The following is a 23,894-nucleotide window of genomic DNA, read 5'->3' as shown; positions in this document are numbered from 1 at the left end:
ATACTGAATGGACATCTCATGACAATCTTGCGCCGCTGGTTCACCGCCATCCTCCTCGCCTTGCTCTCCTGCACCGCCGCCACGGCCGCGCAGAAGGAGGAAAGGGTGGTGTACCACGTCAATGACGCCAGCAATGCCACGGCTGCGCTGAAAAATATCCGCAACCACCTCGACGCCAGCCCCAAAGCCACCATCGTGCTCGTCGCGCACGGCCCCGGCATCGATTTCCTGCTCGACGGCGCCACCGACAGGAACGGCACGCCGTATGACGCGGTGGTGCGTGAGCTGGTCCAGCGGGGCGTGAGCTTTCGCGTCTGTAATAACACCTTGCAAGGACGCAACATCGACCGCCAGCGCGTGCTGCCCGAAGCCGTCATCGTGCCCTCGGGCGTGGCCGAGCTGAGCCGCTTGCAGTGGCAGGAAGGCTATGCGTATATCAAGCCCTGAAGTCAGTGGGGGCGGGCAACGCTTACTGGATCTTGGCGATCGACACTTCCGTCGACTTGACCAGCGCGATGACCTCGCTGCCCACTTTCAGGTCCAGGTCCTTGATCGAGCGCGAGGTGATCACCGAAGTGACGATGCCGTGCGGCGTTTCCACGTCCACTTCGGACACCACGGGCCCAAAGATGATTTCCTTGATCTTGCCGCGAAACTGGTTGCGTACATTCACTTCCGAGATAGCCATGATGTTTCCTTTGTGCCCGTTATACGCCGTATGGCGCGACAGGGCCAGAGTACGGCGCGCGCACGCTTTTGACCACGAATCGATGCGCATATCGATATGCGAAAGTGTTCCAATGCACGCTGTTTTTATTGTGTCATCATCAATGTTTGTTGATCCGGGTTCGCCAGGTTTTTTTGATGGCGGCCTCGAATACCTTTGTGCACAGCGCAGTCATGGCCTGAAATGGCGCGTCGCTGCGCTCCGGCTGCTGTTCTCGTATGGCACTCATGAAATTGATGCAGTTGTCGGTCATGTGACCCTTCTCCAGCACGGCTTTCACGATCTCGACGCTGGCCCTGGCCAGATGGCGCGCCGTGGCGGGCGACACATTGCTGCGGCCTCGGCCGCCGCTGAACTGTGCCGTTCCCGCTGCCGATGCGCTGCTGTCGGCCAATGCCGCGTCGAGTTTTTTCTCCAGGGTATCTCTTTCGCTTTCGGCCTTGTCGACGGCCTGCTGGGCGGCGGCCAGGCGCGCGTCGAGCTGGGCCAATTTCAGCTGTGCGGAACTCGCCGTATCCTGCAGGGCCTTGATTTCAGCGGCGGTTTTTTTGGGTTCTGTCTTGGCTGCTTCCTGCAGCACCTGTTGTGCCTGCTCGCTTGCGCTGGCTTGGGCAATGCGCGTATCGCGGACATCATCGAGGTCAGCTTCGCGTTCTGCGAGTCGTTCCTCCGCCTTGTCAAGCTGGGCCTGGGTTGCAAGGACGCCAGCCGATGCGGCGGACTGGCCTTGCCCCGTCAATGCTGCCTGGCGCGCCACGACGGCGCCCGTCAGCTGTTCGATGGCGAGCACGCCCATCGTCAGGTCTTGCGAGCGTTCCATCAGCAGCATGGTGTCGGCAGGATTGATCGACTTGTTTTGCGCGTATTCGCAGATACGGAACAGATGTTCGCGCATCAGGGTGATCGACTGGGAATGCAAGCCGACGCTGGCGGCATTGGCGCTCAGGGCCGTTGAAATGGACGCGGCGTTCTGACCACTGTTCACGCCGGCGCCAGCCGACGAGATATAGGCTTGCAGGGCGTCTGGCGTCGGCTCCGCGCAAGTGTGCCCTTGAGCGTTTGAGTAGACCAGGCGCTGAGGGGCGTCCAGGTGGATGGCTTTTCCATGTAGAGGCAGTTCCGTCGTGCGGTTGATGGTATGCAAATTGGCGCAGGCCGAGAGCGACAGCAGGATGGCGCTGCCCACGGCCAGGCGCCGGAAGGCATGGGGAATGTGAGTCGGCACGGGAATCGACACGGTATGGGCGGAAACGGTGGCAGGCATGATATGGCTCCTTGAACGTGGGTGGGTAGCAATCACCGGCTGGCGGCCGCACTGGATGCCGCCGCACTTGCTGACATGATGCTGGCCTTGACGCGCATGCGCATCCTTCATCTGAAGGAGGTAGCGTGGTTGGGCGGGGAAAGAAGGCAAGAAGGCACGCATATGCTCATCGCTGCGTTTTGCCGGGCGGCTGCTGATGGGGAAGGCCATAAAAAAACCGGGACAAGTCCCGGTTTCTCGTTGATGCAGATCAGATTACTTCTGATAGATCTTGTCGAACTCGCCGCCATCGTCAAAGTGTTTCTTTTGTGCCTGTTTCCAGCCGCCGAACACGTCATCGATGGTGAACAGGGTGATCGGCTTGAAGCTGGCCGCGTATTTCTTCGCGACCGCGGCCGAACGGGGGCGCAAATAATGCTTGGCGACCAGTTCCTGGCCCGCTTCCGAGTACAGGTATTGCAGGTAGGCCGTGGCTTCCTTGCGGATGCCGCGGCGGTCGACCACCTTGTCGACCACGGCCACGGGCGACTCGGCCAGGATGGAGATGCTTGGATACACCACTTCGAAGTTGTCGCCGAATTCGGCGCGCACCAGTTGCACTTCATTTTCAAACGTCACCAGCACGTCGCCGATTTCGCGCTGCGTGAAGGTGGTGGTGGCGCCGCGGCCGCCGCCGTCGAGCACGGGCACGTTCTTGAACAGCTTGGTCACCAGATCGCGCGCCTGCGCTTCGCTGCCGCCTTTTTTCACGGCATAGCCCCACGCCGCCAGGTAGGTGTAGCGGCCGTTGCCCGAGGTTTTCGGGTTCGGCACGATGACCTTGATGCCGGGCTTGGCCAGATCGTCCCAATCCTTGATGTGTTTCGGGTTGCCTTTGCGCACCAGATATACCATGGTGGAATAGAACGGCGCCGCATTGTTCGGGAATTTCCTGGCCCAGTCGGCCACCACGAGGCCGCGGTCGACGAGGATATCGATGTCATTGGCCTGGTTCATGGTTACGACGGACGCTTCCAGGCCGTCGGCCACGGAGCGCGCCTGCTTGCTCGAGCCGCCGTGCGACTGCTTGATGGTGATGGTTTCGCCCGTTTTGGCTTTCCAATCAGCAATAAATGCGGGATTCACATCCTTGAACAGTTCGCGCATCACGTCGTACGAGGCGTTCAGCAAGACCACGGGTTCGGCGGCGGACACGCTCATGGGCAGGCTCATGGCGGCAGCGGAAGCGGCCAGGGCGCTGGCCAGGAACCAGCGGCGCGAGCGTTGGGTGAGTGTCGCTGCGGCAGTCGATACGGCGTTGGAATGGGGCATGTTGAACTCTTGTTGTGAGAATAGACAGTCATAGTCTAAAATTCCGGCCGGAAAAGAAACGAATTTTTCGTAATATGCTTAGATCCGATTCCCGTTTGCGCTAAAAAACAGATATCGTTTTTTGGAAACATTCGTGGGCAAGGCGCGCATCAGCACTTAGTCTGCAGGCATGGCGCCATAGGCAAAACCGGCGCGTGGCGCGCGGCAAAAAACCCGATTGCGCCGCTTGGTGTATAGTCGAATCGCGCGATACAGGGGTAAAACCGCCTGCATCGGCAACTGGAATATTTTGTGAGCGTACATGAGTCTTGAAATTCGTATTGCAACATCGACCGACGCTTTCGAGGCGTGCAACGTATTACGACGCTCCATCGTCGAATGCTGCAGCCTCGATCATCGGGACGATCCGGCCATCCTGGAAGCCTGGCTGGGCAATAAAACACCGCAGATGGTGGCGTGCTGGTTCGCGTCGCCCACCAATTTTTCACTGGTCGCAGTCGAGCAGGGTGCCGTCGTCGGCGTCGGCTTGCTGACGCGCGCCGGCAAGCTGGCCCTGTGCTATCTGCTGCCCGAAGCGCAAGGCCGCGGCGCCGGCAAGGCGTTGGTGGAGCAGCTGGAAGCGCAGGCGCGCGAGTGGGGCATCAAGGCCCTGCAACTGCACAGCACGGCCAGCAGCCAGGCCTTTTTCGTCAAGCAGGGCTATATCGAGGCGGGCAATGTGCGTTCGCCGTATGGCGTGGAAACGATTTTTTGCTGGAAACAGATTGACCCCGCAGGCATCGCCAGCGGCGACCCCAAGCGCAAGCGCTTCTGCAACTGCAATTCGGCCTGACGGCCCGCCAGCATTTCAGCCCGCCCATCCGGCGGCGGGCCTTTCCCTCCATTTGAATATTTCCCTTTAGTTTCCCTTCAGTAGCTGATCTGGATATACACGCCTTGCGGCGCGGCATCGTTTGCCGGCAGCAAGGTGCCGCCGGCAAACAGTTTCAGTTCGCCGGGCGCGAACGCCAGCCAGTCTTCGTCCTGCGTCAGCGGATGCGTGGCGATGACGGCGATGCGGTCGTCCAGGTGGTTGTGCTGGCGAAAATCGATGCTGCGCTCGCAATCGATCAGGTGCGCCACGGAAAACGGGTATTCGCGGATCACGTAGTGCAGATGCGTGGAACAGTGGGCAAACAGCAGCTCGCCGTCCGACAGGATGAAATTGAAGCTGCCGTGCGCGGCAATCTCGCGCGCCACCTCGGCGATGGCGGCGCGCAAGTCGGCGCGCGCGGGTTCACCGGCGGGAAACCGCGTGCGCAGACGGGCCAGCAGGTGGCAGAAGGCCTGTTCGCTGTCCGTGTCGCCGCTGGCGCGGTAGTGGGCATTGGCGGGGGCGCGCCACGTCTTGAGGTCGCCGTTGTGGGCGAAGGACCAGGTCTTGCCCCACAGTTCGCGGGCGAACGGGTGGGTGTTTTCCGGCGCGATGCGGCCCTGCGTGGCCTTGCGGATGTGGGCGACGATGTTTTTCGCCTTCACGGGATGCCGCTGCACCTGGGCCGCCAGCGGGGAATCGATGGCGGCCAGATGATCCGTCAGCAAGGTGCAGCCGCTACTGGAATGATAGGCGATGCCCCAGCCGTCGCGGTGCTCGTCCGTGCGTCCGCCCCGCTCGGCAAAGCCGGCAAAGGAAAAGCCCAGCGCGGCCGGCTTGCTGCTGTTCATTGCGAGTAACTGGCACATGGCGGCCCTTCCTGATGGTATCGGTACACGCCCACAGTAAAGGCCGGGGCAGGCCGCTGGAACGAATGTTTCCGACTATCGTTATGCGCTGGCCGTGGCATCCCTTATGTGCTGGACGCATATCAAATGGCGAAACCATTCGTTCTCCTTTGGTTCGCCTTGCCTTAGTCTGCACGCTTTGGCGCCGCTTTTCCCGCGAGGACAGCCTGGCGCAGCCTTACGAAGGAGCACGTATGCCATTTCCCGTCCTGAAAAACTACCTGGCCCGCCTGTCGCACCAAACCCAGGCCGGCACCAGCGTCTGGCTCGACGGGGAGGGCAGGGCGCTGGGGCGCTTTTTCAATTGCACCATGACCAGCGCCTTCCAGCCGCTGCGCGAACTGGGCAGCGGCAAGCTGGTGGCGTTCGAGGGCTGGCGCGCAGCGTGTCGAAGGCGGACGAGGGCTTGTCGCTGTGGCGCTTGCTGGACCACGCGGCCAGCGACGACGAATCGGTGGAGCTGGACCGGCTGTGCCGCATGCTGCACGCCATTAATTTCTTCCGCCAGGGCGAAGCGGAGCAGTCGGACCTGTACCTGAACGTGCATGACCGCTTGCTCAGCGCCGTCAGCAGCAATCACGGCCACGCCTTCCAGCGCATCCTCGACGCGCTGGGCTTGCCCATCGAGCGCATCGTGCTGCAATTGCCGACGGTCACGCCGAACCAGGGTTGGCTGCTCAACTACGTGGCCGACAATTACCGGCGCAACGGTTTCCGCCTGGCCATCAACGTGGCCAGCGTGCAGGAGGCGGCGGGCATGCTGGAACGTTTGCACCCGCACGCGTTCAAGCTCGACGCGGGTAACCTCAGCGACGAGCAGGCCGTCGCCAGCTTCGTCAGCGTGTGCCATGCGGCGAAGATACGCGTCATCTTCAAGCGCCTCGACACGCCGGCCGCGCTGGCTGCGCTGCAGCGCATCGCCGCCATCACGGGCTTGCCCATCGTGGCCCAGGGATATTTATTGGACAAGCCCCTGACGGCGCTGGCGCAGGCAAATCGGGACGTTGCCGCCACTGCCTAGGGCGCCGGAAGTCGAAATGAGGGCGGCACGATAGGCGTTGAGGGTTTTTCTTCGCAGCACAATACGCTATAGTATTCCCATCGTTACATTGGACTGACTATGGCATCGCGCAGAAATTTTCTACACCACGGTATGGGCCTGGCCGCGCTGGGCCTGGTAGCTACCCCTCTCATCGGCTGCGCCTCGCGCACGGCCGCTCCCGCCGCGGCTTCGGCCAGCGCCAAGCCGCGCGCGCCGCGCACGGGCGTGCCGCCCCAGCCGACGCAGCTGGCCAGCGTCGACCGCTCGATCACCGCGCAGTCGCGCCAGGCGATCACGGAACTGGAACCGCCACCCGACATCTTCGATGCGCAGGCGCTGGACCTGGAATTCTGGCTCAAGCCCCGCACCCTGGAAGTGGTGCGCCCGGCCAGCAATGAAAAGGCGAAATTGCTGTACTGGAAAGATGGCGAAGTCATCGATTCGGCCTACCAGGAACTGTGCCACCTGCTGCGCGACGTGAACGGCAAGAAGACGGCGCCCATCGACCCGAAACTGCTGGAAACCCTGTGGGGCACGCAAGCGTTCGTGGCCCGCTACGGCATCGAGCAGCCGCTGGAGATCCTGTCGGGCTACCGCACGGCCGAATCGAATGGCAAGCTGCGCGAAGCGGGCGTGCCGGCCGCGCGCCAGTCGCTGCACATCTCGGGCCGCGCCGCCGATATCCGCGTGGCGAATCTGAACGCGGAAGTGCTCGGTTCGCTGGTGCGCAGCTTCAAGCAGGGCGGCGTGGGCTTCTATTACCGCTCGGGACCCCGTGGCGGCTGGATCCATGCGGATACGGGATTGCAGCGCGTTTGGAAAGGCTAAGGCTTTCTAATCGTAGTGATACGGCGGCTCCGGCACGCTATCGGTGCTGGTGCGCCGCCATTCATCGAAATTCACGGGGCGTTCCCAGTAAATGCGCCAGCCCAGGCGCTGGCTGGTTTGCGCTTCGGGATGCTCGCGCAGATAGCCGTCGATAAAGCGGGTAAACTCCGAGACATAGCCGCCGCGGCGGTAGGGAAGTGGACGAGTCATGGCCCCTCCTGCTATCGAGATTTCTGCCATTCTATCGCCGGCGGCAGGAACGCGTCGCCCGTTTCCAGCTTCCCACGCTTCCCATTTCCCCTTCCCATGAAACTCTCCAGCCATAACATCGAACTGTTCCTGGCCGTCGTCGACGGCGGCTCGTTCTCGGCCGCCGCGCGCGCCTTGCGCCGGGCGCCGTCGGCCGTCAGCATGGCGATGGCCAACATCGAGGCGGAACTGGGCATCGCCCTGTTCGACCGGGGCGCGCGCGAAGCCGTGCCCACGCCGGCCGCGATGGCGCTGCTGCCCCACGCGCGCCTGATCGCCGAGCAGCTGAAGCAGTTGCACCTGCACGTGCAGGAATTGTCGCAGGGGCTGGAAAGCCGCATTTCGCTGGGTATCGCGGCCGAACTCGACCATGCGCCTTTTCTCGCCGCCGTGCGCGCGCTGTCGCAGCGCCATCCGCTGCTCGACATCGAGGTGCTGACGGCGCCGCAGGACGACGTGCTCGACATGCTGCACCGGGGCCGCATCAGCGCCTGCATGGCCTTTGCCGGCGGGCGCATCAATCACGAGGAACAGTTCCAGCTGGTGGGCAGCGATGCCTTGCTGGCGATTATCTCCACCCAGCATCCGCCCGACGCGGCGGGCCGGCCCCTGTATATCGAGGAATTGGTGAATTTGCGCCAGATCATCGTCGCCAGCCGGGAACTCGACCTGGCCGATGCGCGCCCCGTGGTGGGGCTGTCCTACTGGCGCACGGACAGCTTGCCGATGGCGCTGGCGATGGTGGAAGCGGGGCTGGGCTGGGGCAACTTCGCCGCCTCGGCCATCCAGGACTCGCTGGCGGCGGGGCGCGTGCGCCGCGTGGCGTTCAAGAATACGGGTAATGGCCTGGTCGTGCCCATCCACCTGGTGTGGATGAAGGACCGGCCGCTGGGCATGGCGGCGCGGTCCTTTCTTCAGTTGCTCAGCGAAGCGGCCTGAACGTCGCTGGGCTCTTCCTTCGGCTGCTGCGCCGACAGGGGCACGCCGAACAGGCCGTCGAAGAAGTAGTTGAAGATGAAGCTGTAGCAGGGGATGATCAGCATCAGCGCGAAGTCCAGCACGAACGCTTGCCACAGGCTGATGTCGAGCCACCAGGCGATCAGCGGGATCAGGTAGATGACGAGCGTGATCTGGAAGCCGATCGCATGCAGGATGCGGCGCCAGACGGTGCGCGTGCGCGATACCTGGCGGATTTCCCAGTATTCGAACGCCGTGTTGTAGAGCAGGTTCCAGATCACGGCGATGGTGGTGATCATGATGGCCAGCGGGCCCGTGCTGGTGGGCGACTCGCCCGAAAGCAGGGTCAGCCAGGCCGTGGAAATGGCCATGCCAATGATTTCAAAGGCGGTGACGTAGACGATTTTGCGTTTGATGCCTTGCATGTAAAGCCTGTAAAGAAGAGATGGCGCGTATTTTAAGTCAGTCATGCTGATGTTAAAAGTTGATAGCTGTCAGTTTTCCTGATGTGTTGATGCGCGTAATCGCATATTGCCTGCGAACGAGGGATAATGGCGGCTGGCGGGCCAACGCTCCCGCGCATCACCGCAGAACATCACCGCAGAAAAGGTCACGAGCATGCAAGGCGCAGCAGACAGCAACATCCCCGATACCCCCGCCGGCGCGGACGAACGTCCCCGTTTCCGCCCCCGCCCGTGGGAGCACCTGGAGACGCCGTACGACGTGGAAGTGTGGATCGAGGAACATAACCGCAGCATGCAGGACAATATCCGCGCCACGGAAACGGGCGTGGGCATCTGCTTTACCCTGGCCGAGGGGGCGACATCTATATGCAGACGAGCGCCGACGGCGCCGTCGTGCTCGACGTGACGCCGGACGCGGCCTGGGTGTCTCCCCTGATCAGCGCCGCCACGGGTTGCGAGACGCCCGCTTCGTCCTTGTGGATATTGCCTGACGATAAGCTGATCCAGCTGATCGTGGGACTGTCCAGCCTGGTGGCCAGCACCTTGCTGGTGGTCGGCCATGATTTCGGCTTGCGCCGGCGCGGTATGGGGCAGGGCCGCTGACCGGCTTTGTTGCGGAAACGTTATCTGCGGCAGGCATGGCTCGACACTGCGCGTGACGCGTGCTAGTCTCGCTACTGCACCCACCTGTTTGCCAGGGCGGCGGTGCAAAGGATAGCCATGGACACACCACCGTCAGCAGTACCTGCTCCGGATTCCTCCCCGCGCGTCCACGACGGCGTGCCGCGGCACGTCGCGCCCCTGCTTGACGATGGCGTCTTCAGTCCGGAACGGATGAAGGCCGAACGCGAGCAAGCCTATTTCAACGATTTATACCTGCTCGCGCCCGTCGCCTATTTCGTGCTGGGCCTCGATGGCGTGATCCTGCAGGTCAACCTGGTGGCGGCCGAACTGTTCGGCCTGGCGCGCGGGCATCCTGGCCACGTGCAGTTCCGTTCCTTTGTCCACGAGGCGTTCCGCCACGATTACGAGCGGTTCGTGCAGCGCGTGCTCAATAGCAGCGAGCCCGAGCGTATCCAGCTGCAGGTGCAGCTGCCGCCGCCGCGTCCCGGCGCGCGCGAGGCCAGCTTGCCCGTCAGCCTGCTGGGCAGCGCCGATCCGAACGGCCAGGCGCTGCGCCTGGTGCTGGAGCAGGCCGAGGGCAAGCTGGCCGCGCTCGAACGCAGCGAAGAGCGTTTCCGGCGCATCGTGCACAGCGCCGAGGAGGGCATCTGGGAAATCGATGCGCAGGCGCTGACGAGCTTTGTCAATCCGAAGATGGCGCACATGCTCGATTGCCAGATCGAGGATATGCTGGGCCAGCCGCTGGCCGCCTTCATGGATGAGGAGGGGCGCGCCATCCTGGAGCGCAACATTGCGCGGCGCCAGGATGGCATTGTCGAGCGCCACGAATTCAAGTTCCTGCGGCGTGACGGCAGCACCTTGTGGGCCACCCTGGCCACCAACCCCATCTTCGATTCCAGCGGCACCTATCTGGGCGCGCTGGCGCTGGTCAGCGACATCACGGCGCAGCGCGCGGCGTCCGAGCGCATCTGGCGGCAAGCCAATTTCGACCAGCTGACGGGCTTGCCGAACCGCCACATGTTTCTCGACCGCTTGCAGCACGAGGCGGCCCATGCCAAACGCGAGGGCGCCTGCCTGGCCCTGCTGTTCATCGACCTCGACCATTTCAAGCAGGTGAATGACCGTCTCGGCCACGAGAAGGGCGACATGCTGCTGCGCCAGGCGGCGCGCCGCATCAGCGAGCGCGTGCGCGCCACGGATACGGTGGCGCGGCTGGGGGGCGACGAATTTACCGTCATCCTGGCCGGCGTGGGACAGCTGGGCGGCATCGAGCGCGTGCTGCAGGAACTGACGGCCGCGCTGGCCCTGCCTTTCATGCTCGACGGCGACACGGCGCAAGTGTCGGCCAGCGTGGGCGTGGCCCTGTATCCAGCCGACGCCGAGTCGCCGGACGCCTTGCTGCGGCATGCCGACCAGGCCATGTACGCGGCCAAGAGTGCGGGGCGCAACGGCTACAGCTATTTCACGCCGGCCTTGCAGCAGGCGGCCGAACTGCGCCGCAGCACGGTGCGCGAGATGCGCCTGGCGCTGGCGCAGGACCAGTTCGAAGTGCACTACCAGCCCATCATCCGCCTGCGCGATGGGGCCATCGAACGGGCCGAGGCGCTGCTGCGCTGGCGCCATCCGCTGCGCGGCTTGCTGGTGCCCGCCGATTTCATCGCCTTTGCCGAGGCGAACGGCCTGATCATCGATATCGGCGAGTGGGTGTTTCGCCAGGTCGTGCGCCAGGCGCGGCTGTGGCAGGATGAATATGGCCCTGCGTTCCAGATCTGCATCAACAAGTCGGCGATGGAATTTCGCTGCGACGCCGCGCTATACCAAGACTGGGGCGGCCATCTGGCGCGCCAGGGGCTGGCGCCGGGCGCCATCGCCATCGAGGCGAGGGAAGCGGTGCTGCTCGACGAGGGGCGCCAGGTGGTCGACCGCCTGCGCCAGTTCCGCGCCATGGGCCTGGCCCTGGCGCTCGACGATTTCGGCAGCGGGCAGGTGTCGCTCGCGTGCATCAAGAAGGCCGATATCGATTTTCTCAAGATCGGCCGTTCCCTGGTCGGCGAACTGGGGCGCGAGGGCGCCGGGCAGGGCCTGTGCGAGGCGATCATCGCGCTGGCGCAGCGGCTGGGGCTGAAGGTCGTGGCCGAAGGCGTGGAGACGGCGTCGCAGCGCGATCTGCTGCGTGCCGCCGGCTGCGACTATGCGCAGGGCTATTTCTTCTCGCGCGCGCTGCCGGCGGGGCAGATGGACCGCCTGCTGGCGTCTCAGCCGGCGGCCTGAAGCGTCTCCTGCGTCTGCCCGGCGCCTTCCATCAGCTCTTCCACGGCGGCCAGCGTCTCGGCATCGCTGACCGAGGCCAGGGTCAGGCCCGGCGCCAGGATGACGCGGTAATGGCGGCTGGCCGGATAGAACAAGCGGTAGTTGTCGGTGCGGATGTAGTAGCCGACGATTTTCTTGTCGTACGCCGAGGCGATGTGGATCACCGACGTGTCGGGCGACAGCACCAGTTCGCAGCGCCGGATCAGGGCCGCCAGTTCCAGGATGTGGCCGGTGGTGGGCGCGCTCATCACGTTGGCATGGCCGGCGCCGCGCACGATCTCGGCGGCGCGCGCCTCGGTGCCCGGCGCGGCGATCACCAGCAGCGCATGGCGCGGATAGCGCGCCGCTAGGGTGGCGCAGCAGCGCTGGGCGTCGGCCACGCTGACCGTGCGCTGCGCATTGCTGCCCTGAAAATTGAGGCAAAACAAGCCTGCATGTGTGCGCAGCAGGGTGTCGCAGGCGGCATCGACCCGGGCCGCGTGCTTGTCCACGCCGAACAGTTCGTAGCGCATATCGATGTCGCGCAAGCCAAATTGTTCGAACGTGGCGAAAAAGCTGTGCAGGATGTGGCGGCTGCGGTTGCACGGCACCGTATGGTCGAACATGCCCAGCTTCGCCGTCGAGGTGCCGTACTTGGGAATGGCAAAGCCCGTCAAGTAGCGCGCACCCAGCCATTTGATACGCAGCAGCAAGGGAATCGAAAAGCGGTTGTAGGGATTGAAGATGACGTCGTAGCGGCGCCGGCGCAGGTCGGCGATGGTGGTGCGCAAGTCGCGCAGCAGCGGCTGCTTGTCCCAGATGAGGATCTCGTTCACGTGCGGGTTGTCGGCGATGACATCGCGGTTGGCGCTGCTGGCGGCCACGTCGATCTGCCAGTGCGGATAGTTTTTCTTCAGCTCGCGCAGCAGGGCCGAGGTGACGATCATGTCGCCGATCTTGTCATTGCGCAAAATCAGTACCTTGCGCACCTTGGCGATATCGAGGGGGTGCTTGCCGGATTTGCCCAGCAGGGCATAGCTGATCAGCCGGGCGGCGGTTTTTATCAAGGAAACTCCGGAAGTGGATGGCGACAGCAGCATCTTACGGATTGGCTATGTCACCGTCAAATGTGGGAACTCTCCCAGCGTTGCCTTCAATAATGTTTCTGGGGAGCGGATGCGCCCGGCGTCCAGTATCCAGCGCCAGCCCAGGTAATTCGGCAGATAACGGCTGGCCACGCCATGGAAGATGCGCAGCCAGCCGCGCAAGCGGCTGTGATACGCGTTGACGTTCTGCACGTGGGCGGCGCCCTGCACGCGGATGCCGGCACGCAAGTTGACGGCCTGGTGACTGATGCCGGCTTCACGCGCGAAGGCGCGATAGGCAGCGTGGCCGTCGGTCATCAGCAAGACGTCCTTGTCGATCACGGGTGGCAGGCAAGCATGCAGCTGCGCCTTGGTCAGCGCCCCTTTTCCCGCGACGAAATCGAGGGTTTGTCCCGTGCGGTCACGCGCCACCAGGATGCAGACTTGTTCACTGGAAATGCCGCGCTTGTGGGCATGGCCACCACGGCGGCGCGCCGGCCGCGTCAGATGCCGCGCGCCCTTTTCTGACTCCAGCACATACAGCTCGTCCGCTTCGGCGATGCCATGCAGGCAATGGGGCCGGTCCGTCTTGGCCAGGCTTAAAAACCGGTGACGCCAGCGAAAGGCGGTGTTGCGGTGCACGCCCAGCTGGCTTGCTGCCTTGCGCACGGAAGCCGACTCGAGCAGGCAGTCGGCGTAGTCGAGCCACAAGGTCTTGTGGCGCAAGCGGGCCAGCGGCGTGCCGGTGAGCGCATTGAAGGTGCGCCCGCACGGCACGCAACGGTAGCGCTGCAGTCCGTGCGCATGACCGTGCCGGTGCGCATGGCTGCTGTTGCAGGCGGGACAGTGTAGCCGCTGCCGGGCCACGCTTTCGACCAGTGCCACGACGGCGTTCTGCGATCCTGCCCCGCGCAGCAGAGCAGTGCTCGCCAGACGCTGGCGACGGCTCAGTGCGGCAAACTGGGCGATGAAGGTTTTCCATTCGGCTGGCTGCATGGAAGGCTCCCGTTTGTCTGATATGAACAGTCAGACAGCCGGGGCTGGGGAAGATTCCTTGAGTTCCCCTATTTGTCGGGGACAGAGCCTACGGATTTTCACCGTCCTGAGCCAGGGGGCGTGCCCCATTATTGCCGCGTGCGCCAGGGCGGCGCACGGGCGAAGAGCGCTTATTCCAGGCCCAGCAGGGCGACGACTCTTTCGCGGCTGATGCCGACCAATGCCGAGCTGATCGCCAGCAGCGATTCGTAGCCGGGCTCGCTGGCCTTTTGCGTGAAGTTTTCCGCCAGGGTATCCATGCTGACGTTCACCTGCACCGGTTGTGCGCGGGCGACCCGTCCCGTCGCCTGCGCCAGGGCCAGGCTGACGGCGCTGCGCGCCGCCTGCAGCTGCGCCAGCGCCTGCACCACTTGCTGCAGGGTGGCGCGCAGGGCTTCCACGTCGCCCGTATTCCATTCTTCCGGGGCGATGGCGGCCGGCTCCGCATCCGTGCGCACGCGGCTCATCTGGCCGGTCGGGTAGCGGATGCCGCTGCCGCGCACGGACAGGCTGTCGCGTACGTTGGCCCAGGCCGCTTCCGGCGTGCTGAACACTAGTTCGCCGTTCTCGCCCTGCTTGACGCTGATGCCTGACGGCATGAGGGCGCGGTCGAAGCGCGAGACGATTTCGTTCGCGCTCAGGCCAGGCTCGATATTGACCGAGCGCAAGGCCTGGTTCGCGCCGCCCACGGAAAACGCCAGCACTTCCTGCGGGCCTTCCTGCAGGCTGGCCATGGTCAGGCCGCGGATGCTGAATTGCTGCTGTGCCGCCTGCGGGCTGGTATAGCTGAGCTGTGCATCGAGCGTGCCGCCCGAGGCGCTGGCGCGCTGGCGCCAGGTATTGCTGAACTGGCGCACTCTTGCCTCGACTTGCCCTTCGCGGCCCTGGCGCGCGGCCAGCTTGGCCGCCAGCTCGCTTTTCAGCGCCTGCAGCTGGCTGCTGCTGCGTTCCAGGTAATCGAGTGTTTGCTGCGCGTTGGAAATCTCCCCCTGCAACTGGTGATCCCAGTTGCTCAGGCCACGCTGCAGGCTCGCCGTCGACCTCTTCGCCGCCGGCGCCTCGCTGCGCGCGCTGGCGCTGCCGTTGATGGCGGCGGACGCGTCATCGACGACGCGGGCGGTGCCGGCGCCTTTGGCATTGACGCCGGAAGAGGAGGAGGTCTGAACGATTTGCATGATGGTCAGAGAAGATCAAACAGGGAAATAGTGCCAACCTTGGCGTAGGCCTTGTATGTTGCCTGCAGGGCCGTCTGGTAGCCGGTCAGTTCAATGGCCGCCGCGCCCATGTCGGTCTTTTTCAGGTCCAGCAGGGCCGAATTGTTCGACAGCGAGACATTGGCCAGGTTGCCCGACAGCGTGGTAAGGATGTTTTGCGCGCCGCCGAAGATGGCGATCTTGCCTGAGAGTAAATCCATGCCGTCATCGGTGCCGCCGAGGCCGTCGTTGACGATGGCGCGCACGGCCGGATCGTTGGGGTTCACGCCCGGCGCACCGAGGGTGGCGACGACCTGGTCGATCTTGTTGAGCCATACTTCCAGGTTCTTCACGTCGACGTTGGCCGCCTGCGTCACGCCATTGCCGACCACCACGGTTTGCGTGTCGGTATTGCCGATGTAGCTGTAGCGCGAGCCGACGGCCGCCGCCGGGTCGTACTTGATCGCTGGCTGGTCGGTGGCGGTGCCGGAAAACATGTAGCGGCCTTCCTGGTCCTTCAGGTTGGCCGTGTACAGCACGCTGTCGCGCATGGCCGTCAGCGATTGCGTCATCGCGTTCAGGTCGCCCGGCGTATTGCTGCCGTCGGCGGCCCACACGAGCAGGTCGCGCGCCTGGCCCATGTCGGTGACCATGCTCGACAGGTAGTTTTCATTCTTCAGCAGGCGCACTTTGACCGTGGCGATATTGTCCTGGTACTGGGTGACCATGGCTTGCTCGCGCGTCAGGCGCGAAATGCGCACGTTGCCGATCGGATCGTCCGATGGCAGCTGGATGCGCAGGCCCGACGACATCTGCTGGGTCAGGAAGTTGATGCGTTCCTGATTTTGCTGAAGCGAAATATTGATCAGCGATTGGTACTGGCTACTGGCGACACGCATGATCTTCTCCTTAACCCATCATTTGCAAGGTGGCGTCAAACAAGCTGTTCGCCACGGAAATGACTTTCATGTTTGCTTGATACATATTCTGGAATTCGACCAGGCTCATCGCTTCTTCATCCTTGTTCACGCCGCTGGTCGATTTCCAGTCGTCGATCGCTTGCGAGCGCACCGTGTTGGCCGTCTTCAGCAAGGACTGGTTCTGCTGGCTGTAGATGCCCAGCTTGCCGACCAGCTGCGTATCCGCGTCGCTCATCAGGACAGAACCCACCCAGCTGACGGTGATCGGCTGATTCTTGATTTCGATCAATTTTTGCAAGTTGCCGCTGTCGCCGGCCTGGCCCGTCAGCGACAGGGCCAGGTCCTTGGCGTTGAAGCCGGGGGTAATGCTCAACTTGCCATTCGCGTAGACCAGCAGGGGACCGCCGGCCGTGCCAGCCATGGTCTTGCCCAGGGCCAGCTGCGCGTTGACCTTGCTGGTCAGCTGGGTTGCCATGTCTTGCAGCGACTGCTGCAGCGGTTTCAGGGTGTTTTGCTCGAACTCGCCCAGGCCGCCCATCTGGCCGCCGATGGCCACCGGGTCGAGGGTGTACGTCGACTTGGCGAAATCGAGACTCAGGGTTTGTTCGCCCGTGTTCGTCATGTTGCTGCTCAGGGTGCCGGCCAGGCTGCCGATGACCAGCGGCTGGCCCGACTTCAGCGAGACATTGCGCGAGCCGTCCGGCTGGTCGAGCACTTCGATACCCATTTGCGAGGCCAGGCCATCGATCAGCTGGTCGCGCGCATCCATCAGCGACGACACATTCGTGCCCGCCGCCGTGGACGTGCTGATGCGCTGGTTCAGCGCGGCGATATTCGCCAGCGTGGTATTGGCTTGCGGCACGATCGCCGAGCGTTGCTGCTGCACCGACAGCAACTGGTTGCTCATGACGGTGCTGATGCTGTTGAAGCGCTGCGCCATGGCGTCGGCGGAGGTGACGATCTGCTGGCGCAGCGGCGTCGACGTCGGGTCGACGGCCGAGGCGTTCAGGGCGGCGAAAAAGCCGTCGATGCCGTTGCTGATGCTGGAAGCGTCGTCGCCCATCACCCGCTCGAGCTGGGTCAGGTAAGGCTGGGTCTGCGACCGGGCGCCCTGATCGGACGCGGCGCGCCACATTTGCTGGCTTTTATAGGCATCGGCAAAGCGCAGCAGGGCGGACACTTCCACGCCATTGCCGGCCGAGCGCACGCCCACGCCGGCGCCAAGCGAGGACAACAGCACGCCCTGGCGCGTGTAGCCCGCCGTTTGCAGGTTGGCGATGTTCTGGCTGGCCGCGTTGAGTGCGGCCTGGGCGGCGATGCTGCCTGACAATGCATTGCTGATGATGCTCATTGGGCAAGTTTCTTTCGTGAAGAGAGTGGCGCGTGCGGGTGGGCAGGCATTGATTCGTTGTTACCTTGTACAGGCGACGCTTCAGACGGATTTATTAAGCGGCGCTGCAATATTGTCGGTCTTGACAGTGCCACGGGCCGCCACGGGAGCGCCGGCAGGCGGCAGCAGCTGGCGCAGGATGGCGTCGGCGATGCCGAACGCGCGCTGGCCGGCCATCTTGTCGGCCACCAGATTGTCGGCCATTTCCAGCATGTCGCTGTTGACGGGGTCCTTGAAGACGCTGTCCTCGCCCGCCATCTCGCGCGTGCCCGAACGCATCTGGCGCAGCATGTGCGAGATGAAGAAGGCTTCGAACTTGACGGCCGCCTCGGTGGCCTTGGCCGCATAGCGGGGATCGGCCGGCGTGGCTGCCGGAGGGGAGCGGTCGTCGAGCGCCGAGGGCAGGGCGCTGCTGCTGTCGTTTACATTCATTTCCATTCCGCTTTCAGTGCCACGTTAGATGACCACCAGTTCGCCCTCGATGGCGCCGGCCTGGTCGAGGGCTTGCAGAATTGCCATGATGTCGTCGGGCGAGGCGCCCAGGCTGTTGACGACGTCGATGATCGACTGCAGCTTGGCGCCGGCCGGCCATTTGAACATATTGCCGTTGCCCTGGTCGACGGACACTTTCGACTGCGGCGTGACGGTGGTCTGGCCGCGGCCGAACGGCGCCGGCTGGCTGACGGCCGAGCTTTCCGAAATGACCACTTTCAGCGAGCCGTGCGTGACGGCGGCGGCCTTGACGCGCAAGCCTTCGGCGATGACCACGGTGCCGGTGCGCGAATTGAACACCACTTTCGGCGTATCGACGCCCACGTCGACGGAGAGCGCTTCGAGCTTGGCCATGAAGGCCACGCGCTGGGTCGGGTTTTCCGGCGCCAGCACTTCCACGCTGGTGGCGTCGCGCGTGGTGGCGACGGCGCCGAAGCGGCGGTTGACGGCTTCGACGATATTGATGGCCGTCTCGAAATGCGGGTGGCGCAAGTTCAGGGTGACGGTCGGCTTGGTGGAGAAATCGCTGAGAATCTCGCGCTCGATGTTGGCGCCGTTGGGAATGCGGCCCGAGGTGGGGGTGTTGACGGTGACGGACGAGCCGCTCTTGCCAGTGGCGTTGAGGCCGCCGACGACGACGTTGCCTTGCGCCAGCGCATACGTTTCATTGTCGGCCGCGCGCAATGGCGTCAGCAGCAAGGTGCCGCCGCGCAAGCTTTTCGCGTCGCCCAGGGAGGAGACGGTGACGTCGATGGCCTGGCCGCGGCGGTATCCTGGTGGAAATACGGCGCTGACCATGACGGTGGCGACGTTCTTGCTTTTCGCTTCGGCGCCGTCCGGCATCTTCACACCGAACTGCTTGAGCATGTTGACCACGGACTGGCTGGAAAACTTCACCTGGGTGGTGTCGCCGCTGCCGTTCAGGCCCACGACGAGGCCATAGCCGACCAGCGGGTTGTCGCGCACGCCTTCGATGCTGACCAGGTTGCGCAGCACTTGCGCGGCGCTGGCGGGCAGGGCGAGGCCGGAGAGCGCGGCCAGCATGGCTGCCAGGGGCAGGGCGGAACGAAATTTCATGAGGTCACCTTAAAACGGCATCCATGGGCCGACGAAGAAGCGCGTCAGCCAGCCTGGTGTATTGGCTTCGGCCAGGGTGCCCTGGCCGGAATAGGCGATCTGTGCATTGGCGATGCGCAAGGACGAGACCTGGTTGTTCGAATCGATGTCGGCCGCGCGCAGGTAGCCGCGCAGGCGCACGAATTCCTCGCCCTGGTTCAGGGTCAGCGTTTTTTCGCCCTGCACGCGCAGCAAGCCGTTCGGCAGCACTTCCTGCACGATCACGGTGATGGCACCGGACAGCGCATTTTGCTGCGTGCTGGTCGAGTCGCCGGCGAAGTTGCGGTCGGCCGACAGGTCGATGCCCGTCTTCGGGAAGGTCTTGCCGAGGATGTTGGCCGCATTCACGCCGACGGACGAGCCCTTGTTGAACGAGGTGCCGGCCTTCTTGCTCGCCTGCGTGGTTTCCTGCAGGGCCACCGTGACGACGTCGCCCACGCGGAAGGCGCGGCTGTCCGAGATCAGGTCCAGGCCCGCATCGGCATTGAAGACGCCGCCGCCCACGCCGCCGCGCGCGGCGCTGCGCGGCGCCACGGGCAGCGGCGTATCGGAAAAGCTGGGCGCCACCGGCGCGGCCGGCCGGCTGGCGCAACCGGCGCCCAGCACCAGCAGCAGGGCCGCCGTGGCTTTCATGGCGACTGTCATCAGCGTGCCGCTTGCGCCAGGTATTGCAGCATATTGTCGGCGGCCGACAGCACCTTGGTGTTCATTTCATAGGTGCGCTGGGCCGCGATCATGTCGACCATCTCCTCGACCACCTGCACGTTCGAGCCTTCCAGCGCGAACTGTTTCAGCTTGCCCAGGGCGCCTTCGCCGGGACGGCCTTCCGTCGGCGTGCCGCTCGATGCCGTTTCCTGGAACAGGTTTTCACCGAGTGCCAGCAGGCCCGTCGGGTTGACGAAGCTGGACAGGTTCAGCTGGCCCAGCTGGGTGCCGTTGACATTGCCCGGCACGGTGGCCGTGACCATGCCGTTTTCGCCGATGGTGATCGCCGTGGCGTTGTTCGGCACGGTGATCTGCGGCACCAGCGGCAAGCCCTGGGCGTTGACCATCACGCCGTTTTCATTGATGCCCAGCTGGCCGGCGCGCGTGTAGGCCGCTTCGCCGTTCGGGCGCAGCACCTGCAGGAAGCCGTTGCCGGTGATGGCGACGTCGAATTCGCGGCTCGTCGTTTGCAGGCTGCCCGTGGTAAACACCTTTTGCGTGCCCACCATGTGCGTGCCGTTACCCAGCTGTACGCCCGATGGCGACAGGGTATTGTCGGCGCGCTGCGTGCCCGGCTGCTGCTCGACCTGGTAGAACAGGTCTTCGAAGACGACGCGGTCGCGCTTGAAGCCAACGGTATTGACGTTGGCCAGGTTGTTCGCGATGGCTTGCAGTTTGGCGTCCTGCGCCTGCACGCCGGTCTTGCTGATCCACATTGCTGGATTCATGATTTACTCCTGGTAATTGGTTGGCGTTGGGCTTAGGCGCCCAGCAGGCGGTTGCCGGACTCGGTCATCGCGTCGCTGGCCTTGAAAATTTTCATCTGCATCTCGAAACTGCGGTTCAGGCTCATGGTGGCGACCATTTCCTCGACGGCAGAGACGTTGCTGCCTTCCAGGTGGCGGTCGCGCAGGCGCACCGCCGGATCGGCCTGCAAGTCTTCGCCGCCGCGCGCCACGATCAGGCCCGCCTCGTTCTTCGTCAGCTCGCCCGCTTCCGCATTGACCAGCTTGAGCTTGTCGACGGTCTGCATCTGCGCCGTCCCCGGCACCTGGATGGAAATCGTGCCATCGGCGCCGATCGACAGGCTGGTGTGCTCGGGAATCGTGATGGGGCCGCCTTCGCCCAGCACGGGCCGGCCGTTGATGGTCAGCGCGCCCGTCTCATCGAGGTCCATGGCGCCGGCGCGCGTGTAGGCTTCGCCGTTTTGCCATTGCACCGCGAGAAAGCCGGGGCCCGTGACTGCCACGTCGAGTTCGCGTCCCGTTTCCTTGATGGTGCCCGTGCGCGTGCCGACGGCGCTCGACTGCGTCTGCGTCATGTGGCGGTCGTCGTAGCCATAGCCGTTTTGCAGCGGCTGGGCAGTGGACACTTCCAGGTTGGCGCGAAAGCCGCCCGTCTCGATATTGGCCAGATTGTTGGCGTGTACCTGCTGTGCCCGCAGGGCGCGGTCGGCCCCGCTCATGGCGGTATAAATCAGCGCATCCATTGCTCTTTACCTTTGCGTATCGTGGATTACAGCGCTTGCATCAGCGATTGCAGCATGGCGTTCTCGGTCGAGATGACCTTCGAGTTCGCCTGGTAGTTACGCTGCGACGTCATCAGGCCCACCAGTTCCGAGGTGATGTCGACGTTCGACTGTTCCAGCGAGCTCGTCACCAGTTTGCCGGCCATGCCCACGCCCGGGCGGTCATACATGGCGGTGCCGGAGGTGGTCGAGGCGACCCAGCTGGTATCGTTGACGGCCGTCAGCGCGCCTTCGTCGGGGAAGGTGGCCAGGGCGATCACGCCGATGCTCTGCTTTTGGCCGTTCGTGTACTTCGCCACGACGGAGCCGTCGTCGGCCAGTTCCACGCCCGTGTAGGTGCCCGAGGCATAGCCGTCGGCGCGGTCGGTCGAGGTCGTCGCCTCGCCGGCGAACTGGGTCGTGCCCGTGTAATCGATGGCGACCGTCATCGGCGCCGCGCCAGGCGGCGTCGGCAGCACTGGCGAGGCGGACGCGCCCGTCACCAGCTTGCCGTTCGTGTCGAAGGTCATGCTCGTTACCGGCGTCACGTCGGCGTTGTCGAAGGTGTAGTGCACGTCCACGCCCGTCGCCGTCTTGACGAAGTACTGGCCCAGCGAGTGCTTGGCGCCCAGCGAATCGTAGACGATCGAGGATTTGGCGCTGTTGTAGCTCAGTTCATTGGTCTTGCTGAAAGGCGGGGTTTTCACGGCCCATTCGGACGACATATTGGCCGCATACGCCAGCTTGGTCGTTGCCACGGCGGGAATCTGGCCCGTCGGAATGAGCATGTCGCCCATGGTGCCCAGGGTGGTGGTGCCCTTGACGGCGGCATAACCCTGCACCAGGCGGCCGTTCGAGTCGATCAGCTTGCCCTCATTGCTGGCGGAAAAGATGCCGACGCGGCTGTAGGTCATGGTGTTTTGCGCATCGCGCGTGACGAAATAGCCGCGGCCGTCGATGGCCGCGTCGAGTGCCCGGCCCGTGTTCAGCACGCCGCCATTGAGCGACATGCTTTGCGTCAGCGAGCCGATTTCCGTGCCCGTGGCGCGCGAACCGGCATACATGGCCGAAAAGTTGGCGCGGCTGCTCTTGAAGCCGTAGGTGCCGGCATTGGCGATATTGTTACTGGTGCTGTTCAACTGCTGGTTGATGGACTGGATACCGGACAGGGCGATGTCGAAACTCATGTTGATTTCCTTTAGTGAAGGACGATATTAGTGTTCAGGAAACGAAGGGAAGGGCGGATCAAGCCGTCTTGCCGTTGAAACCGGTGATCGCGCCAGGGTTGACTTCGCCCAGGTTCGACACGCTCAGGATCATGCTGCCGCCGGACGACAGGCGCACGCTGTTGAGCTTGCCTGCGATGTCGACCGTCGGCTTTTCGGTGCCGCTGGTGCTGACCTTCATGCTGTAGGTGCCAGCAGGCAAGCCCAGCGCGACGGGGTCGATGGTGAACGGCACCGTGCCGGCTCCCTTGGCGCCCAGTTCGATCTTGTATTCCTTGTCGTCGATGCCTTTCAAGGTCACCGTGGTCTTGGTGGTGCCGGCGGCCAGCGCGATGCTGCCGCTGACCTTGCTCTTGTCGAGTTGCACCGTGTCGCTGTTGACCATGACTTCGGAACCCACTTGCGCGCCCAGGGCCAGCACTTGCATCGATTGCAGCACGCTGGCATTGGCGCTGGTCAGCGCCGACAGGTTCTGCATCGCTTCCGTCTGCGCCTGCTGCGTCAATTGATTGACGAACTGGCTCGGGTCGGTCGGCGCGAGGGGATCCTGGTTCTTGATCTGCGCAACCAGCAATTTGGTGAACATGTCCTGGGTGGCATTGCCTTGCGACTTGACGGCATTGCTGCCGTTGTTGCTGCCGCTGGTGTTATTTGTAAAGAGATTGGTTTCCATGGATTATGCTTCACCTAATTTGAGGAGCGATTGCTGCATCGACTTGATGCGGCCCAGAACTTCGACATTCGTTTCAAAGGCGCGCGACGCCGACATCATGTCGGTCATCTCGGCAACCTGATTGACGTTGGGGTAGAACACCATGCCATCGGCATTGGCCATCGGGTGGCCCGGTTCATACACCTTGCGCAGCGGCTCATCGCTTTGCACCACGTCGAGCACCTGAACCCGTCCGCCGGCGCCGCTGGCGCCGGGGCCATCCATCACGGCCGCAAACACGGGTTTGCGCGCGCGGTAGGTCTCGCCTTCGGAACCGGCAACGGAATCGGCATTGGCCAGGTTGCTGGCGATGGTATTGAGGCGCACGGTTTGCGCCGCCATCGCCGAACCGGCGATCTTGGAAATATCCTGGAAGCTCATGCTGATCCTTATTGTCCGGAAATGGCCTTGGACAGCCCCTTCAGTTTCATGTTGACGAAAGTGAGGCTGGTCTGGAAGTCGGTGGCATTCTGCGAGAACGCCGCCTGCTCCACGCCGATTTCGACGGTATTGCCGTCGCGGCTGGGGTGGTAGGGAACGCGGTACAGGGCGCTGGCGTCGTCATCGGTCGACAGCAGGCCGGCCTCGTTGTCCTGCAGCTGCTGCAGGGCGCTGCCGAAATCCATGTCCATGGCTTGGAAGCCGGGCGTGTTTTCATTGGCGATGTTGGCCGCCAGCACGCGTGTACGGTCGGCGCGCAGCGCGAGCGCATCGGCGTGCACGCCCAGCGCATCCTTGAAATTAATCCCCATGGTCATCCTTTGTATTGAATTCGATCGTGCTTTTTGCGGTTCGGGCCAGAAAATAGGTGGTGCAGAGGTAAAATCCCAGCCTGGTCATGTTGACGCATGGTAAGGTCATGCCGCTTCAGTATCTTTGATTAAGGTTAGCAATGATTTACTTTGAGAACTATTCCGTGATGTGGAACAAGGCGCAATGTCGCTACATACTGCTTCCTGGTCTCTTTTTACTGACCAGCCTATATAGTAGTGCAGGT

The 23,894-nt window shown here is 63.5% G+C and carries 29 protein-coding genes; 8 read left to right on the top strand and 21 right to left on the bottom strand.

The window, feature by feature from the left end:
• Positions 1-18 precede the first annotated feature (18 nt).
• Positions 19-447, top strand: coding sequence for a DsrE family protein (locus tag ACRHIG_RS22060; protein ID WP_489627904.1), 429 nt, complete (start codon positions 19-21; stop codon positions 445-447).
• Between the two features lie 22 nt (positions 448-469).
• Here ACRHIG_RS22060 and ACRHIG_RS22055 read toward each other — a convergent pair whose 3' ends face one another.
• The 3 genes from ACRHIG_RS22055 to ACRHIG_RS22045 form a co-directional block, all read right to left on the bottom strand.
• The gene (locus ACRHIG_RS22055) at positions 470-688 is read right to left on the bottom strand and encodes a TOBE domain-containing protein (protein WP_034757699.1); all 219 of its coding nucleotides are present in this window, start codon (positions 686-688) and stop codon (positions 470-472) included.
• Positions 689-827: 139 nt separating this feature from the next.
• Complete coding sequence (locus ACRHIG_RS22050; protein ID WP_489627903.1) at positions 828-2,201, bottom strand: hypothetical protein; 1,374 nt, start codon at positions 2,199-2,201, stop codon at positions 828-830.
• A 45-nt stretch (positions 2,202-2,246) separates the two neighbouring features.
• On the bottom strand, positions 2,247-3,302 hold the full coding sequence (locus ACRHIG_RS22045; RefSeq protein ID WP_475415811.1) for a sulfate ABC transporter substrate-binding protein: 1,056 nt from the start codon (positions 3,300-3,302) through the stop codon (positions 2,247-2,249).
• Positions 3,303-3,603: 301 nt separating this feature from the next.
• Here ACRHIG_RS22045 and ACRHIG_RS22040 point away from each other — a divergent pair, with 301 nt between their 5' ends.
• Complete coding sequence (locus ACRHIG_RS22040) at positions 3,604-4,134, top strand: GNAT family N-acetyltransferase (RefSeq protein ID WP_070291260.1); 531 nt, start codon at positions 3,604-3,606, stop codon at positions 4,132-4,134.
• A 77-nt stretch (positions 4,135-4,211) separates the two neighbouring features.
• On the opposite strand, the gene ACRHIG_RS22035 is transcribed toward ACRHIG_RS22040, so the two are convergent.
• Together ACRHIG_RS22035 and ACRHIG_RS22030 are read right to left on the bottom strand one after the other, a co-directional pair.
• Positions 4,212-5,024 carry a class II glutamine amidotransferase gene (locus tag ACRHIG_RS22035; protein WP_489627902.1) on the bottom strand — a complete coding sequence of 271 codons (813 nt, stop codon included), beginning with the start codon at positions 5,022-5,024 and terminating at the stop codon, positions 4,212-4,214.
• A 256-nt stretch (positions 5,025-5,280) separates the two neighbouring features.
• Positions 5,281-5,418: a hypothetical protein gene (locus tag ACRHIG_RS22030; RefSeq protein WP_489627901.1), complete on the bottom strand. Its 138-nt coding sequence runs from the start codon at positions 5,416-5,418 to the stop codon at positions 5,281-5,283.
• Between the two features lie 30 nt (positions 5,419-5,448).
• On the opposite strand from ACRHIG_RS22030, the gene ACRHIG_RS22025 reads away from it, so the two are divergent.
• Positions 5,449-6,084, top strand: coding sequence for an EAL domain-containing protein (locus ACRHIG_RS22025; protein WP_489627900.1), 636 nt, complete (start codon positions 5,449-5,451; stop codon positions 6,082-6,084).
• Positions 6,085-6,183: 99 nt separating this feature from the next.
• Positions 6,184-6,933 carry a YcbK family protein gene (locus ACRHIG_RS22020; RefSeq protein WP_489627899.1) on the top strand — a complete coding sequence of 250 codons (750 nt, stop codon included), beginning with the start codon at positions 6,184-6,186 and terminating at the stop codon, positions 6,931-6,933.
• Between the two features lie 6 nt (positions 6,934-6,939).
• On the opposite strand, the gene ACRHIG_RS22015 is transcribed toward ACRHIG_RS22020, so the two are convergent.
• On the bottom strand, positions 6,940-7,143 hold the full coding sequence (locus ACRHIG_RS22015; protein WP_475415815.1) for a DUF3460 family protein: 204 nt from the start codon (positions 7,141-7,143) through the stop codon (positions 6,940-6,942).
• A 96-nt stretch (positions 7,144-7,239) separates the two neighbouring features.
• Here ACRHIG_RS22015 and ACRHIG_RS22010 point away from each other — a divergent pair, with 96 nt between their 5' ends.
• Positions 7,240-8,121: a LysR family transcriptional regulator gene (locus ACRHIG_RS22010; protein WP_489627898.1), complete on the top strand. Its 882-nt coding sequence runs from the start codon at positions 7,240-7,242 to the stop codon at positions 8,119-8,121.
• Here ACRHIG_RS22010 and ACRHIG_RS22005 read toward each other — a convergent pair.
• Positions 8,097-8,564, bottom strand: a complete 468-nt coding sequence (locus ACRHIG_RS22005) for a PACE efflux transporter (protein WP_314608180.1) — start codon at positions 8,562-8,564, stop codon at positions 8,097-8,099. The two genes, ACRHIG_RS22010 and ACRHIG_RS22005, sit on opposite strands and share 25 nt — an antisense overlap.
• Positions 8,565-8,757: 193 nt before the next feature.
• Between ACRHIG_RS22005 and ACRHIG_RS22000 the strand changes: the two genes are divergently transcribed.
• The 3 genes from ACRHIG_RS22000 (at position 8,758) to ACRHIG_RS21990 (ending at position 11,498) form a co-directional block, all read left to right on the top strand.
• Positions 8,758-9,009 carry a hypothetical protein gene (locus ACRHIG_RS22000; RefSeq protein ID WP_489627897.1) on the top strand — a complete coding sequence of 84 codons (252 nt, stop codon included), beginning with the start codon at positions 8,758-8,760 and terminating at the stop codon, positions 9,007-9,009.
• A complete protein-coding gene (locus tag ACRHIG_RS21995; protein WP_489627896.1) occupies positions 8,970-9,206 on the top strand; it encodes a hypothetical protein in 237 nt (78 codons plus the stop codon). Before ACRHIG_RS22000 ends, ACRHIG_RS21995 begins: the two co-directional genes overlap by 40 nt.
• Before the next feature lie 117 nt (positions 9,207-9,323).
• Entirely contained in the window at positions 9,324-11,498 is a 2,175-nt protein-coding gene (locus ACRHIG_RS21990) for a putative bifunctional diguanylate cyclase/phosphodiesterase (protein WP_489627895.1), read from the top strand.
• On the opposite strand, the gene ACRHIG_RS21985 is transcribed toward ACRHIG_RS21990, so the two are convergent.
• The 14 genes from ACRHIG_RS21985 to flgB form a co-directional block, all read right to left on the bottom strand.
• Entirely contained in the window at positions 11,483-12,583 is a 1,101-nt protein-coding gene (locus tag ACRHIG_RS21985; protein ID WP_489627894.1) for a glycosyltransferase family 9 protein, read from the bottom strand. The two genes, ACRHIG_RS21990 and ACRHIG_RS21985, sit on opposite strands and share 16 nt — an antisense overlap.
• Before the next feature lie 45 nt (positions 12,584-12,628).
• The gene (locus ACRHIG_RS21980; protein ID WP_475415820.1) at positions 12,629-13,597 is read right to left on the bottom strand and encodes an IS1595 family transposase; all 969 of its coding nucleotides are present in this window, start codon (positions 13,595-13,597) and stop codon (positions 12,629-12,631) included.
• Positions 13,598-13,767: 170 nt separating this feature from the next.
• A complete protein-coding gene (locus ACRHIG_RS21975; protein WP_489627893.1) occupies positions 13,768-14,811 on the bottom strand; it encodes a hypothetical protein in 1,044 nt (347 codons plus the stop codon).
• A 5-nt stretch (positions 14,812-14,816) separates the two neighbouring features.
• Positions 14,817-15,728, bottom strand: a complete 912-nt coding sequence (flgL, locus tag ACRHIG_RS21970) for a flagellar hook-associated protein FlgL (RefSeq protein WP_475415822.1) — start codon at positions 15,726-15,728, stop codon at positions 14,817-14,819.
• Between the two features lie 10 nt (positions 15,729-15,738).
• Positions 15,739-17,100, bottom strand: a complete 1,362-nt coding sequence (gene flgK, locus ACRHIG_RS21965; RefSeq protein ID WP_475415823.1) for a flagellar hook-associated protein FlgK — start codon at positions 17,098-17,100, stop codon at positions 15,739-15,741.
• Between the two features lie 81 nt (positions 17,101-17,181).
• Positions 17,182-17,571, bottom strand: coding sequence for a rod-binding protein (locus tag ACRHIG_RS21960; RefSeq protein ID WP_489627892.1), 390 nt, complete (start codon positions 17,569-17,571; stop codon positions 17,182-17,184).
• A 24-nt stretch (positions 17,572-17,595) separates the two neighbouring features.
• Positions 17,596-18,708: a flagellar basal body P-ring protein FlgI gene (locus tag ACRHIG_RS21955; protein WP_475415825.1), complete on the bottom strand. Its 1,113-nt coding sequence runs from the start codon at positions 18,706-18,708 to the stop codon at positions 17,596-17,598.
• A gap of 9 nt (positions 18,709-18,717) precedes the next feature.
• Positions 18,718-19,392, bottom strand: a complete 675-nt coding sequence (gene flgH, locus ACRHIG_RS21950) for a flagellar basal body L-ring protein FlgH (RefSeq protein WP_475418120.1) — start codon at positions 19,390-19,392, stop codon at positions 18,718-18,720.
• A complete protein-coding gene (gene flgG, locus ACRHIG_RS21945) occupies positions 19,392-20,180 on the bottom strand; it encodes a flagellar basal-body rod protein FlgG (RefSeq protein ID WP_171985002.1) in 789 nt (262 codons plus the stop codon). Before flgG ends, flgH begins: the two co-directional genes overlap by 1 nt.
• 32 nt (positions 20,181-20,212) lie before the next feature.
• Positions 20,213-20,941 carry a flagellar basal body rod protein FlgF gene (locus ACRHIG_RS21940; RefSeq protein WP_475415827.1) on the bottom strand — a complete coding sequence of 243 codons (729 nt, stop codon included), beginning with the start codon at positions 20,939-20,941 and terminating at the stop codon, positions 20,213-20,215.
• A gap of 26 nt (positions 20,942-20,967) precedes the next feature.
• The gene (locus tag ACRHIG_RS21935; RefSeq protein ID WP_489627891.1) at positions 20,968-22,146 is read right to left on the bottom strand and encodes a flagellar hook protein FlgE; all 1,179 of its coding nucleotides are present in this window, start codon (positions 22,144-22,146) and stop codon (positions 20,968-20,970) included.
• Between the two features lie 58 nt (positions 22,147-22,204).
• Entirely contained in the window at positions 22,205-22,858 is a 654-nt protein-coding gene (locus tag ACRHIG_RS21930; protein ID WP_475415829.1) for a flagellar hook capping FlgD N-terminal domain-containing protein, read from the bottom strand.
• Positions 22,859-22,861: 3 nt separating this feature from the next.
• The gene (gene flgC, locus ACRHIG_RS21925) at positions 22,862-23,278 is read right to left on the bottom strand and encodes a flagellar basal body rod protein FlgC (protein WP_034757795.1); all 417 of its coding nucleotides are present in this window, start codon (positions 23,276-23,278) and stop codon (positions 22,862-22,864) included.
• 8 nt (positions 23,279-23,286) lie between these two features.
• Positions 23,287-23,649 (bottom strand): flagellar basal body rod protein FlgB, encoded by a 363-nt coding sequence (gene flgB / locus ACRHIG_RS21920; protein WP_034758109.1) that lies wholly within the window; start codon positions 23,647-23,649, stop codon positions 23,287-23,289.
• Between the last annotated feature and the right edge of the window lie 245 nt (positions 23,650-23,894).

This window comes from Janthinobacterium sp. C22, assembly GCF_057919405.1.
The sequence above is the reverse complement of the archived record's forward strand: the minus strand, read 5'-3'. Positions and strand labels throughout refer to the sequence as shown.